Origin of the sequence: Patulibacter medicamentivorans (assembly GCF_000240225.1) — a bacterium.
Taxonomy (GTDB): domain Bacteria; phylum Actinomycetota; class Thermoleophilia; order Solirubrobacterales; family Solirubrobacteraceae; genus Patulibacter; species Patulibacter medicamentivorans.
On sequence record NZ_AGUD01000042.1, the window covers coordinates 1 to 12,985 of the forward strand.

Below are 12,985 nucleotides of genomic sequence, written 5' to 3' on the forward strand. Positions count from 1 at the left end.
CGTCGGCGGCGGGCCCGCTCGGTCGGCGGCTGCCGGCCGCGCGGGCCGGCCCCCCGGCGCCGGGGCGCGGCCGGAGGCGGGCCGACCGGCCGGCCCGATACGGTGCCCGTCCCGTGCAGTACCCCGTCGACGATCTCACCGCCGCCGAACGCGCCCGCCTGGCGCCCCACGTCACGCACCCGGAGCGGCCGGTCTTCGGGCTGGTGAACCTGCCGGAGACGGTCAAGGGCGCGCTCTTCGCCCGCTACAGCCGCTACCCCGGGACGCTGCGGCGGCTGTTCCTCGACGAGTTCGCGGACTCGCTGCCGGAGGCCGCCGTCGGGGCGGCCTGGGACAGTGGCGAGGGCGACCGCGCGCGCGAGCTCTACGACCGGATCTTCCTCGGCTTCGGCGACGACTCGGTCGCCCAGCTCGGCGGCCTCCACGTCGCCGCCGAGTGGTGCTCGAACGTGCTGACCAAGGTCCTGCAGCGCCCGCGGATCGGCGCCTACCTGGAGCAGTCGACCCGCTACATCGCCTACGACAAGCCGGTCGCCGGGCTCGGGGACGCGGCCGCCGGCCGGCCCGGCTACCGCTACTACCGCGACGACGAGCTGGCGGCGGCCGCCCCGGGCTACGCGCCGGCGATGGACGAGCTGTTCGCGATCTACGGCCGGCTGCTGCCGCAGGTCACCGCCTGGTGCGGGGATCGCTACCCGGCCCCGGAGGGGACGTCGCCCGCCGCCCACCAGCGCGCGCTGCGGGCCAAGGCGCTCGACCTGCTGCGCGGCCTGCTGCCGGCCTCGACGCTGAGCCACGTCGGCATCTACGCGTCGGGGCAGACCTACGAGCAGCTGATCCTGCACCTGCTCGCCCATCCGCTGCCCGAGGCCCGCCGCTACGGCCGCTGGATCCTCGACGCGGTCCAGGCGGTCACCCCGAGCTTCGTCTCGCGCGTCGACCGGCCCGACCGCGGCGGTCGCTGGGTCGAGTACCTGCGGGAGCGCGAGGCGGCGGCCGACCGCTGGGCGGGCCGCCTGGGGCTCGACCAGGCGACGGCGACCGCTGGCGAGCAGCACTCCTCGGTCCGGCTCGTCCACGTCGACGGGGGCGAGGACGACCTGCTCGCCGGGCTCCTGTACGAGTCGGCCGGCGGCGACGAGTCGACGTTGCTCGACGCGGTCCGGGCGCTCTCCGGCGAGGAGCGGTCGGCGCTGCTGGGCGACCTCGTGGGCGCTCGCGAGAACCGCCGGCACCGTCCGGGCCGGGGCTTCGAGCGGGTCCGCTACCGGTTCGAGGTGGTCAGCGACTACGGGGCCTTCCGCGACCTCCAGCGGCACCGGATGCTGACGGTCCAGTGGCAGCGCCTGACGCCGGAGCTCGGCGCCGGGGTGCCGGACGAGGTCGAGCAGGCCGGCGCCGGCGACGACTACCGGCGGGCGCTCGAGCGCTCGGCGCAGGCGTGGCAGGCGCTGGTCGACGCGGGCCGCCCGCGCGAGGCCTCCTACGCCGTCTGCCTGGGCTACCGGATGCGCTACGCGCTTGACCTCAACGCCCGTGCCGCGATGCAGCTGATCGAGCTGCGCTCGGGCCGCGAGGGCCATCCGTCCTACCGCGCGGTGGCGCACGAGATGCACCGCCTGATCGGCCAGGTCCACCCGGCGGTCGCCGGCGCCATGCGCCACGTCGACAGCACCGTCGAGCCGCGGCTGGAGCGGATCCTCAGCGAGATGCGGGCCGACGCCCGCCACGCCTGAGCGCCGGCGTCAGCGCAGCCGCGGCAGGAAGCGGCCGGTCTTGCGCGCCCACGCCCAGTAGGCGGTCCCGTGCAGCTCGCGCAGGTGCGGCTCCTCGACCCGGATCGCCTGCACGATCGCCCCGACGGCGAGGATCGCGGCGCCCGCCAGCCCGACCGCGGTCGGGTCGATCAGCGTGACCCCGAGCGCGATCGCGACCATCCCGCTGTAGATCGGGTGGCGGACCCGCGCGAACGGTCCCGAGGTGACCAGCCGCAGCCGCTCGTGGTCGTCCTGGCCGACGCGCCACGCCTCGCGCATCGTCAGCTGGGCCCAGAACGCCCAGCCGGTGCCGCCGACGAGCAGCAGCACGCCGACCGTGTGGGCCAGGAGCGCGTCCGCCGGGTCCCAGGCCCAGTCGACGCCGGTCAGGTGCAGCAGCGGGCCGAGGCCGGTCAGCAGCGTCCCGAGCGCCAGCAGCGCGCGGGCGGTCCGGGGCGGGCCGGCGGGGACCCGGCCGAGCACGATCCCGCTGGAGCCGGTCCAGCGCCGCTGCAGCCAGACGCGGACCGGCAGCAGCAGGACGATCGCCGCGAGGGCCCCGGTGACGGCCAGCGTGGGCACCTGCACAGCCTGACACGCCGCGCGCGGCTCAGGCGGTCGCGATCCGCGTGCGGCGCAGCTCCTGGACCCAGCGCAGCGTCTCGGTCAGCCCGTCGACCAGCGCGGTGCGGGCCTGGAAGCCGAGCTCGTCGGCGGCCCGCCGCACGTCCAGGCACGAGCGCTCGATCTCGCCGGCGCGGGGCGCGGCGAACGCCGGTCCGGTCCAGCCGCGCGCGCCGACCTCGCGACCGGCGGCGGCGACCGCGTCGGCCAACTCCAGGACGCTGGTCTCGATCCCCGTCCCGACGTTGACCGCGCCGTCGGCCGGGCGCTCCGCCGCGGCCAGCTGGGCCCGCACGACGTCGCCGACGAACACGAAGTCGCGGGTCTGGCGGCCGTCGCCGTAGATCGTCGGGTCCTCGCCGCCGAGGACGCGGTCGCAGAAGAGCGCGATCACGCCGGCCTCGCCGAGCGGGTCCTGCCGCGGCCCGTAGACGTTGGCCAGCCGCAGCGTGACGGTCGAGAGCCCGTGCAGGCGCGAGAACCAGCCGCAGTACTGCTCGCCGCAGAGCTTGCTCGTACCGTAGGCCGCCATCGGCCGCTCGGGAGCGCCCTCGGGCGTCGGGACGACGTCGGCGACCCCGTAGATCGCGCCGCCGGTCGAGGTGTTGACCACGCGGCGGGCGCCGTGGCGGTGGGCGGCCTCGAGCACGTTGACCGTCCCGAGGACGTTGATCGCCGCGTCGTGGGCCGGATCGGCGACCGAGCGCCGGACGTCGATCTGGGCGGCCAGGTGGAAGACCCGCTCGGGGGCGGCCGCCGCGAACGCCGCGTCGAGCGCGTCGCGGTCGCGGATGTCGGCCCGCACCAGCTGCGCGCCGGCCCCGACCGCGGCGGCCAGGTTCTCGGCCCTGCCGGTCGACAGGTCGTCGACCACCGTGACGGCGTCTCCCGCGGCCACCAGGGCGTCGACCAGGTTGGACCCGATGAACCCGGCTCCTCCGGTCACGAGGGTCCGACGCGCGTCGACGGTAGGCACAGCCGGCACGGTAGCGGGCCGTGCGTGCGGCCAGAGCGCTTCCCGCGGCCGTGCCGGCGGCTCTACGCTGCGGCGATGTCCCGTTGTCGTCCCGACCATCGGCGTCCGGCGCGCGTCGCGGCGATGGTCCGCGGTGGGCCGGTGGTCCGCCGCGCGACGGTCGCGATCCTGGCGCTCGCGTCGTCGGCGATCGTCGGCGGACCGCCCATGGTCGCTTCCGCGGCGACGGCGCCGGTGGTCGTCCCGGCGAGCGCGGCGGGCCCGCCGGCGGCAATCGCCTGGCGCAGCGGACGCACGGTCTCCGTCGGCGCGGCCGACGGTGGCGCCCGACGCCCGGTGGCGCGACTGGCCTCGGACCGCTCGACGCAGCTGTCGCTCAGCGCCGACGGCCGTCGCCTGGCGCTGGCGGCGGGCGATCGCGTCTGGGTCGTCGACCTCGTCAGCGGGACGCCGGCCCGTGATCTGCGGCTCGCGGTGCGGTTCGCGACCGCGCTGCAGTGGTCGCCGGACGGGCAGCGGATCGCCGTCGTCGACGAGCGCGCGGTCCGGGTCTGCGAGGTCGGTCCCTCGCCGACCTGCGCGCGCTGGGCTCGCGGCCCCGCCACCGAGATGGGCGCGAGCTGGTCGCCGGACGGGCGCCGCCTGGCCTACGTCCGCAAGAGCGCGACCCGGGCCGAGCGCCGCCGTGGCTGGGGCGCGCTGGTCGTCGGCGACGGCGCTGCGGCGCAGGTCGTCGAGCGGTTCGGCGAGGGCGACCGCTCGCTGACGATGCCGATGCCGCCGATCTTCGGGCGCGCCGGCCTGACCTGGACGTCGGTCGACCTGCGGATGCGCTTCGGCGAGATGGACGGCCTCGCCCGCGTCCGGACGCGCCGGCTCGAGGCCGGCGGGGTCCGGACGCTCTCGACCGCTCGTCCCCGGTCGTCGTACTCCGTGGTGGTCGGCGAGCAGGCCGACGGGTCGCTGCTGCTCCTGCGACAGCGCCTCCACGCGACCACGACCGGCTACCGGATCGACCGACTCGATCCGACGGGAGCGGCCACCTCGCTGGGGATCGCCATCGGCACCTTCGGTGGGCAGGAGGACGTCCGCGTCCTCGGCGCGCTGACCGACGGCCGGGTGGCGATCAGCGTCCGCCGCTCGTCCCGCAGCCGGACGACCCGGCTCCACCTGGCGACGCCGGGCCGGGGCCTCGGCGGCCGGGTGGCCGGCGGCGACGAGGTAGCCGTCGCGGCGGCCCTCCCGGGCAACGCCGGCGGCCTCTGACGACCGGGCCGGCCGAAACGGGACGTCTGACGTCCCGAATCGGCCGGCCTCGCCACCGCTCAGGCGCCCGCGTCCCAGCGGTCCTTCAGCGTGTCGACCACGGTCGGGTCGGCCAGGGTCGTGGTGTCGCCGAGATCGCGGCCCTCGGCGATGTCGCGCAGCAGCCGCCGCATGATCTTGCCCGAGCGGGTCTTCGGCAGGTCCTGGGTGAAGACGATCCGCTTCGGGCGCGCCAGCTTGCCGATCCGATCGGCGACGGCGGCGTTGATCTCGGCGACGACGGCGTCCGAGGGGTCGGTGCCGCCCTGCAGCGTCACGTAGGCGACGATCGCCTGGCCGGTCAGGTCGTCGGCCTTGGCCACGACCGCCGACTCGGCCACCTGCGGATGGGCGACGATCGCCGACTCGACCTCGGCGGTCGAGAGCCGGTGCCCCGAGACGTTGATCACGTCGTCGACGCGACCGATCACCCAGATGTAGCCGTCGCCGTCGATCCGCGCCGAGTCGCCGACGAAGTAGGTGCTCTCGCCGAACCGGTTCCAGTAGGTCGACCGGTAGCGGTCGGGGTCCTGGTAGAGCGTTCGCAGCATCGACGGCCACGGGCGCGGGATCGCCAGCAGGCCCTCGCCCTCGGTCACCTGCTCGCCGGTCTCGGGGTCGAGCACCTGGACCTCGTAGCCGGGCAGCGGCGTGCCGGCCGACCCGGGCTTGGCCGCGTCGATGCCGGGCAGGGTCGTGATCACGATCGCGCCGGTCTCGGTCTGCCACCAGGTGTCGACGACCGGGCAGTTCTCGCCGCCGATCACGTGCCAGTACCAGAGCCAGGCCTTGGGGTTGATCGGCTCGCCGACCGACCCGAGCAGCTTCAGCGAGCTCAGGTCGTGGGGCGCGACGTGCTCGACGCCCCACTTCATGCAGGCCCGGATCGCCGTCGGAGCGGTGTAGAACTTCGTCACCTTCCGCTGCTCGATCAGCTGCCACCAGATCCCCTTGTGCGGGTAGTCCGGGGCGCCCTCGTACATCACCGAGGTCACGCCGTTGGCGAGCGGCCCGTAGACGATGTAGCTGTGGCCGGTGATCCACCCGACGTCGGCCGAGCAGAAGTAGACGTCGTCGGCCTTCAGGTCGAAGACCTGGCGGTGGGTCGTCGAGACGCCGGTCAGGTAGCCGCCGGTCGTGTGCTGGATCCCCTTCGGCTTGGCCGTCGAGCCCGAGGAGTAGAGGATGAACAGCGGAGCCTCGGCGTCCATCGGCTCGGGCGCGGCGGGCTCGGCCGCGGCCACGACCTCGTCGAACCAGACGTCGCGGCCCTCGGTCATCGGCACGTCGATGCCGGTGTTGCGGACGACGACGATCTTCTCCAGCGGCGCCAGCTGGCCCATCGTGCGATCGACCTCGGGCTTGACCGGGGCGGTCTTGCCCTTGCGGCGGGCGCCGTCGGTGGTGACCAGGACCTTGGCCCCGGAGACCTCCATCCGCTCGGCGACCGAACCGGCCGAGAAGCCGCCGAAGACGACGTTGTGGACGGCGCCGATCCGGGTGCAGGCGAGCATCGCCACGACGACCTCGGGGATCATCGGCAGGTAGATCCCGACGACGTCGCCCTGGCCGACGCCGAGCTCCTTCAGGGCGCCGGCGAAGCGGGCCGTCCGATCCAGCAGCTCGGCGTAGGTGATGTCGCGGGTCTCGCCCTCCTCGCCGTGCCAGTGGTACGCGACGCGGTCGCCGAGGCCGGCCTCGACGTGGCGGTCCAGGCAGTTGTCGGAGACGTTGATCCGACCGCCCTCGAACCAGCGGAAGAACGGCGCGTCATCGTCGTCGAGCACGCGCTCCCAGGGAGTCGACCAGCGCAGGCCGCTCGCCTGCTCGGCCCAGTAGGCGACCGGGTCGGCGGCGGCGCGGGCCCGCAGCTGCGGGTCGCTGATCTCGGCGTCGTCGGAGAACTCGGCCGGTGGCGTGAACCGCTCCTGGCCGAGCAGCTCGGCCAGCCGGGCCTCGACCGACTCCTCGGTCAGCTCGCGCGCGTTCTGGGTCGTCATCTCGCAGGTGCTCCTCCACTCGCCGCCCGACCGCGACCGTCGCGGCAGGCGCTGCTCTGGCCCGCTGGGGCCCACCCGTCGAACCTACACGGGCGCCGTTGCAACGTCGTTCGCTCGATCGCGGGACCGGCGGTCCAGCGCCGAGTTGGCGCGTTGTCGCTCGTTGTTCGTCGTCTGGGGGCAGCGTGCCTCGTCGGGCCGGGGCGTGGACGCTCGGGACCGGCGGGCGCCGGAGCGCGAGTGGTGGACGGCGATCCCGGGTCTGGACGGGCCGATCGACGAGAACCAACCGAATGTCCAATGGGTTGACAGGCGCCTGCATGGCCCATGTACGGTGCGCTGTGGCGGCCCGGAGCGGGTCGTCGGGGGGTTTCCACTCGGAACGAAGGAGAGGTGCGCATGAGCATCAGGAACGTGCGCGTAGTACTCGTCGCGGCGGTCGTCGCGGCGCTGCTCGGTGGGTCGGTCGCCACGGCGGCCAAGCTGATCACCGGCAAGGACATCAAGAACGGCTCGATCACCGCCAGCGACATCAAGAAGGGCTCGATCGGCCTCAACCGCCTGAGCAAGGGCACGCAGGCGCTGATCCGGAAGGCCGGGACCCCGGGTCCCGCCGGCGCCGCCGGCAAGAACGGCGCCAACGGGGCCAACGGGGCCAACGGCGCTCCGGGCGCGAGCTTCGATCCCGGCGCCGTCAGCGCCCAGAACGCCCCGGCGTTCGGCTTCACCCGCTGGCGCGACTCCGACAAGGACTCGTCGATCGGGTTCGCGTCGAACACGCTCGTGCTGGCCTCGGTCGGCGGCAAGCCGATCGGCGTCAACCTGCCGATCCCCGGCGGCACCAAGGTCACCGACCTGGCGGCGCTCGACTACGCCGTGGCCGCCCAGGCCCCCGGCGCGGCGCTGCGGGTCGAGATCTTCGTCGACGGCCTCGGCAACCCGGCCCCGACCAAGTACACGACGCTCGTCTACGACCCGACCGGCGCCGGCCCGTTCAAGTCGACCACCGCGACGACCGCGGCCTGGTGGAGCACGCAGGATCCGGACGGGCTCTTCACCGGCTTCCAGAACGGCGGCGGCCGGCTGACCTGGACCCAGGTCCTGGCGAAGCTGGCGAGCAAGCCCGAGGCGGCGATCTTCAACGTCTCGATCGGGCAGGGCTCGTCGACCGGCACCGCGGACAAGCTCTACGGCGTCAGCTCGATCGACATCCAGCTCGGCAAGTCCGACCCGAAGCAGTCCTACAAGTTCGTCGGCTGATTCCGCGCGAACGCCGCTGACCCTCGGGTCCGCACCGGGCAGGCACGACGCCCCCGTCCTCGACGGGGGCGTCGGTCGTTCCGGGGCCGTCTCGGAGATCGATGATCCGGAGGGGGGGACGCGGCGGCGAGCGGCGACGTCCAGACTGTGAGCCCCGTGGTTTCAGTCGTCGTGATCTGGATGGTGGTCAACCTCCTGTGCTTCGGCTTCTTCGTCCTGACCAGCGCGTACCGTGAGCGGAAGCGGTCCCGCCGACGGCAGGAGGAGGCCGACGAGCACGTCGAGGATCGCGCGGCCTGACCGACCGCCGGGGCGGGCCAGGGCACAGATTTCCTCGCATCGCAACCCGGCTCGACATATGATCGGCCACGGAGGATCACCGTGGCCGTCGTCGAGAAGATCATCGGAGCATCGGCAGGCGTCGCACCAGCGGCGTCCGAGCATGCGCGCCCACGTGCCGCGGCCGACCTGGCCGGGCTCGCGGTCGAGCTGGTCCGCAACGCGCTCGTGACGGCGCTGATCGTCCTGATCGGGACGGTGCCGCTGGTGACGCTGCTCGCCCCGTCGCTGGCCGACGAGCCGGTGCTCGGGCTGCCGCTCGCCGTCGTGCTGCTGGCCGGGGCGATGGTCGCCTTCGCGATGGTCGCCTGGCTGTACGGCCACCGGCCGAAGGCCCGGCGGAGCGAGGGCGCCGAGCCGCAGGCCGGCTGCGTCCAGGCGCGCCTCGTCCGCTGATCCGCCTCAGCGCTTCAGCTTCAGCGAGCGCGTGACCGTGACCGGCTTGCCGCTCGTCGGCGTGAAGGTCACCCGCAGCGACGCGCGCTTGCCGGCGAGCCCCTTGGCGCGGCGGCCGCTGCTGGTCAGCTTCAGCTTCAGCCGGGTGCTGCCGGCGCCCTTGGCCGTCGCCGCGCCGCTGGCGATGGTGCGCGCACCACGCAGCAGCTTCGCGCTCAGGCGCCCGGCGCCGGCGACCCGCAGCGTGATGGCCTGCCCGCGCCGGAGCCCCGAGGCGCCGAGCTTGGGCACCGCCTGAAGCGCCAGCGCGTTGCCGCCGCCTCCACCGGTGCCACCCGTCCCGCCACCGGTGCCACCGCCACCGCCCGTGCCGCCGTCACCGCCGCCGGTACCGCCTCCTCCGCCGCCCGTCCGGATCGTGTACTCGGAGAACGACGGCATCCCGCCGGTCGCGCTGAGCGTGATCCGGTCGCTCAGGGGGCAGGCGGCGCCGTCCGGGACGCTGGCGACCGTCGCGACCTGGACCCCGGCCTGATCGGACCAGGCGACGCGCCGGCCGTCGGCCGACAGCGCGATCCGCGGCTGGCCGCTGAAGCGGTCGTTGCCGCTGGTGGCGATCGTGCAGCTGCCGGTCGGCGTCGACGTCGGCGGCCCACCGCCGGTCAGGCCGACCAGCTCCAGGTGGTGGTCGCCGGAGAACATCACCAGCGCGCGCGAGCCGTCGCGGGCGACCTCGGCGCCGGCGAGGCTCTGCCCCGCGGAGGCCAGCCACGGCTTGAAGTCCAGCGGAGCGGCCTCGGCAAAGATCCGCTCGCTGTCGCTGACGACCAGCCGGTCGTTCCACCAGCTGCCGTCGAAGATGTACGGCTGGTCGATCGCCGGCGAGGTCGGGCTACCGGGCGCCTTCGGGTCGACCGCCGCCAGCCGCGGCGTGATCGAGCCGTAGATGCCGGTGTTGTACAGGTAGCCGTAGGCGAGCATCTTCCCGTCGGCCCGCACCCGCGCCCAGGTCGGGCCGGCGTTGACGCCGGCGGAGATCTTCCACGGCATCACGTTCTTGATCGGCGTGCCCCCGCCGGCCGGCGACCACGTGATCAGCCGCGAGGTGCCCTTGCCGTGGAACGAGACGACGTTGCCGGCGTCGTCGGCCGACGGCAGCGTGTAGTAGGCGGCGTCCGAGCCGTCGCTGGTGATCCGCAGGCGCTGTCCGCCGTCGACGTTGGCCAGGTGGATGTCGTTGCCGTCGCGGTAGGTCACCGAGGTGGCCAGGGCGGGGGACGCGGACACGGTCAGCGCGGCAGCGAGCGCAACGGCACCGACGGCCGCCGCGATCCCGCGCGGGAGGGGCGAGGAGGTCATGCCCGCAGACTGGCGTGGGCCGCTGCGGGTTCCATCGAGGGGACACCCGAGGAAGTACCCCTGGAGTAGGGGGTGGCGAGTAGCTGTCAGAAGTCCCCGGCTCGCGCAGTAGAAGGAACGGGATGCGCGATACGCCCAGACCCCGACGCATCGTCGGTCCGTGCGTCTTTGCCCTGCTGCGCCCCGTGCTGCGGTACTCCCACTCGCGGGAAGCGTGGGTGCTGCGGATCGTCGGGAACCGGCATGGGCCGGTGCTGCGGCGCGCGGAGCGACCGACGCCGTAGCTCCGGTCGGCAGCGAGCCGGGCTGGGATGACCACGAAGCCGGGTCGGAACGCATCGAGCGGCGCGTGACGCCGCCCGTATGCTTGCCGCGTGGATCGAGAGGATCGACGCCGTCTGCTGCGCCCAGCGCTCGGAGTCGGCGCGACGGCGGCGCTCGTGGTGCTCGCCATCGTGGTCGTCGACGCTCCTGAGGGCGACGGCGTCGGGTCGTCCTCCGACATCGTCGTCCAGCGCGCCACGCGGGTGACCACGGACGGCAGCGCGTCAGGCGAGGGCCTGAGCCCTCCGCAGTTCGCTGCGACCGTCCACGTGATCCATCCGAGGGACGGCGGGCAGGAGGTGCCGACAGCGACAGTCGACGGGCCGGGGCGACGGCTTTTCGGCGCGCAGTCGGTCATCCTGCCGCGCCACGGGGGCCCGTTCCGGTTGCGCCAGATCACGCTGTCGGACCTCGGCCTCGACAGTGGACGCAGCTTCGTGAGCTGGAAGGGCTACGTCGCCGTCCTGACCCCCGCCGAGGCGCGTGGGGCTCGGCTGCGAGCGACGCTCGGCTGGCAGGTGGCCGGCGACGACGGGGTCGCGGTGGCCGGAGGGGCGACGGTCCGGCTGCGCACGATGTTCCGCATCTCCACGCGCGCAGGCGCCTGCGCTGGCACCGAGGCGACGCCGCCGGCGGCGGGCGTGCGGGCGCGTCTGCGCTTGGAGGGCGCGCCGGCGTGGCTGGTGCGACGCGAGGGCGATCGGCAGTGGCAGTGGCTGCGGGTCTCCGCGGGCTTGGAGCAGACGGCCGCGGTGCGCACCGGCCCGCGGTCGCCTGTGCTCTTCCGTGGCTCCCACCGCTGCGTCGATGCGCAGCCCGAGTTGCGCGTCTCGCCCGATCCGGACTCCCTCGCGCCACCGTCCGACTCCCGCCTGCCCCTCGACCCACCCACGGGCTTCTGACTGACGAGTTCGGCGGCAGGCGGCGGCGGCCGATCGTCCATGCCCACTAGAGCCAGGCGGTCGAGCCCGCTAGATTGGCCGTGGCCGCGTTCACGTTGCCGGTGGTCAGCGCAAAGACACGACAGACTGAGTGAGTTGATACGTGGTTGCTGAGGGTTCGGCGGTTCGACGGTTCGCAGCCATCACTCGCAGGCGCTGGCCGACGATCCTGGCGTTCCTGGTGCTGGTCCCGATATTCGCTGTCGGGCTCTCGCTCACGCAGTCCGACCGCTATCGGGCGGCGAGCACCGTTCTCGTCAGCCGCCAGAGCGTCGCGAATCAGCTCTCCGGAACCGCGGACGTCGGCCTCCAGCAGCAGAGCTTCCAACAGGTCCTCGTCACCCAGGCAAAGCTCGCGCGCACTCCGACGGTGATGCGCTCGGCGATCGCGCGCGGCGGTGATCGGACGAGGAACCTGACGGTCCCGCAGTTCCGATCGATGTCGACGGTTGACGCGGACGCCGACAGCGACCTCCTGACGTTCGCCGTGACGCGACCGGATGTCGACAGCGCCAAGCGGCTGGTGATCGCCTACGCCCAGGCCTATGTCGAATACCGGAGGAACCTCGACAGCACGGCGTTGCGACGCGCCTTGGCCGACGTCGACAGCGCGCTGGTCGAGGCCAGGTCGCGTCGGGACGGCGACACCGAGCTGGTGGCGCGGCTGAGTGCGAGCCGGCAGCAGCTCGAGACCCGCCTGGCGCTCCAGACGGCGAACGCGCAGGTCGTGGCGGGGCCGGAGGAGGCTCCCCAGGTACGGCCGCGTCCAGTCCGCAACGGCGTTCTGGGCCTGTTCGTCGGGCTCCTCGTCGGGCTGGCCGGGGCCTTCCTGCGCGACACCGTCGACACGCGCGTGCGGTCGGGCGACGAAGCCGAGCAGGAGCTCGGCGTGCCGATCCTGAGCCGCGTGCCCCGCCCGTCCGGTGGACGGGTCGGTGACGGGCAGCTCACGATGCTCTCCGAGCTCGGAGGAGCGGCGGCCGAGGCGTTCCGGATCCTCAGGACGAACATCAACTTCGGCCTCACCACCCACCGCGCGCGGACGGTGATGGTGACGAGCTCGACCCAGGGAGAGGGCAAGTCGACGACGATCGCCAATCTCGCGGTCGCGACAGCGCTCTCTGGGCGCCGGGTCGCGATCGTCGACCTCGATCTCCGCCGCCCGACGCTGGCGTCGATGTTCGGCGCGTCGAGCGGGCGCGGCCTGACCGGCGTGGCGATCGGCGATGCGACGCTCGAGGAGGCCCTGATCGAGGTCGACCTGCCCGCGCCGTCGGGCGGCATCGGGCAACCCGAGGGCCGGCTGTGGCTGCTGCCCAGCGGACCCACGCCTCCCGATCCGGGCGACTTCGTCGGGGCGGAGCCGGTGCGCGAGATCGTGAAGCGGCTGCGTGAGGACTTCGACGTCGTGTTCCTCGACGCGCCGCCGCTGATCGCGGTCAGCGACACGGCCGTCGTGGCCGAGTACGCCGACGCGCTGTTCCTCTGCGTCCGGCTGGGGGTCGCGAGGCGACCGTTGCTCCGCGAGCTGGCGCGGGCGCTCGAGCGCCTCAGGCTCCCCGTCCTCGGTCAGGTCATCACCGGCGCCGAGGTCGACGACGCGCTGTCGTACCAGAGCTACTACACCTACGGACAGCCTCGGACGGCGACACCATCCGAAACGAGCACGGAACGCGGGCGCGCGTCGTCGAGCATCTGAGGGGG

11 protein-coding genes are annotated in these 12,985 nt (G+C 73.8%); 7 read left to right on the forward strand and 4 right to left on the reverse strand.

The genetic code is table 11. The annotated features are described in order from the left end of the window. The first annotated feature begins 113 nt into the window (after window positions 1-113). Window positions 114-1,736 carry an FAD-dependent thymidylate synthase gene (locus PAI11_RS04760; protein ID WP_007571395.1) on the forward strand — a complete coding sequence of 541 codons (1,623 nt, stop codon included), beginning with the start codon at window positions 114-116 and terminating at the stop codon, window positions 1,734-1,736. A 9-nt stretch (window positions 1,737-1,745) separates the two neighbouring features. On the opposite strand, the gene PAI11_RS04765 is transcribed toward PAI11_RS04760, so the two are convergent. Together PAI11_RS04765 and PAI11_RS04770 are read right to left on the reverse strand one after the other, a co-directional pair. Next, on the reverse strand, window positions 1,746-2,339 hold the full coding sequence (locus PAI11_RS04765) for a methyltransferase family protein (RefSeq protein WP_007571397.1): 594 nt from the start codon (window positions 2,337-2,339) through the stop codon (window positions 1,746-1,748). Between the two features lie 28 nt (window positions 2,340-2,367). Further along, window positions 2,368-3,357 (reverse strand): NAD-dependent epimerase/dehydratase family protein, encoded by a 990-nt coding sequence (locus PAI11_RS04770; protein ID WP_007571400.1) that lies wholly within the window; start codon window positions 3,355-3,357, stop codon window positions 2,368-2,370. Between the two features lie 207 nt (window positions 3,358-3,564). On the opposite strand from PAI11_RS04770, the gene PAI11_RS04775 reads away from it, so the two are divergent. Then, window positions 3,565-4,623, forward strand: coding sequence for a TolB family protein (locus PAI11_RS04775; RefSeq protein WP_170320682.1), 1,059 nt, complete (start codon window positions 3,565-3,567; stop codon window positions 4,621-4,623). A 59-nt stretch (window positions 4,624-4,682) separates the two neighbouring features. On the opposite strand, the gene acs is transcribed toward PAI11_RS04775, so the two are convergent. Further along, window positions 4,683-6,662: an acetate--CoA ligase gene (acs, locus tag PAI11_RS04780; RefSeq protein ID WP_050897106.1), complete on the reverse strand. Its 1,980-nt coding sequence runs from the start codon at window positions 6,660-6,662 to the stop codon at window positions 4,683-4,685. A 399-nt stretch (window positions 6,663-7,061) separates the two neighbouring features. Here acs and PAI11_RS04785 point away from each other — a divergent pair, with 399 nt between their 5' ends. The 3 genes from PAI11_RS04785 (at window position 7,062) to PAI11_RS04790 (ending at window position 8,657) form a co-directional block, all read left to right on the forward strand. Beyond that, entirely contained in the window at window positions 7,062-7,922 is an 861-nt protein-coding gene (locus PAI11_RS04785; protein ID WP_138974107.1) for a hypothetical protein, read from the forward strand. Window positions 7,923-8,078: 156 nt separating this feature from the next. Next, on the forward strand, window positions 8,079-8,222 hold the full coding sequence (locus PAI11_RS26810) for a hypothetical protein (RefSeq protein WP_170320683.1): 144 nt from the start codon (window positions 8,079-8,081) through the stop codon (window positions 8,220-8,222). 81 nt (window positions 8,223-8,303) lie between these two features. Beyond that, a complete protein-coding gene (locus PAI11_RS04790) occupies window positions 8,304-8,657 on the forward strand; it encodes a hypothetical protein (protein WP_007571412.1) in 354 nt (117 codons plus the stop codon). 6 nt (window positions 8,658-8,663) lie between these two features. On the opposite strand, the gene PAI11_RS27745 is transcribed toward PAI11_RS04790, so the two are convergent. Then, entirely contained in the window at window positions 8,664-10,016 is a 1,353-nt protein-coding gene (locus PAI11_RS27745; RefSeq protein ID WP_007571414.1) for a TolB-like translocation protein, read from the reverse strand. A 527-nt stretch (window positions 10,017-10,543) separates the two neighbouring features. Between PAI11_RS27745 and PAI11_RS04800 the strand changes: the two genes are divergently transcribed. Both PAI11_RS04800 and PAI11_RS04805 read left to right on the forward strand, forming a co-directional pair. Further along, complete coding sequence (locus PAI11_RS04800; protein ID WP_138974108.1) at window positions 10,544-11,242, forward strand: hypothetical protein; 699 nt, start codon at window positions 10,544-10,546, stop codon at window positions 11,240-11,242. Window positions 11,243-11,462: 220 nt separating this feature from the next. Next, entirely contained in the window at window positions 11,463-12,980 is a 1,518-nt protein-coding gene (locus tag PAI11_RS04805; protein ID WP_040598421.1) for a polysaccharide biosynthesis tyrosine autokinase, read from the forward strand. Window positions 12,981-12,985 lie beyond the last annotated feature (5 nt).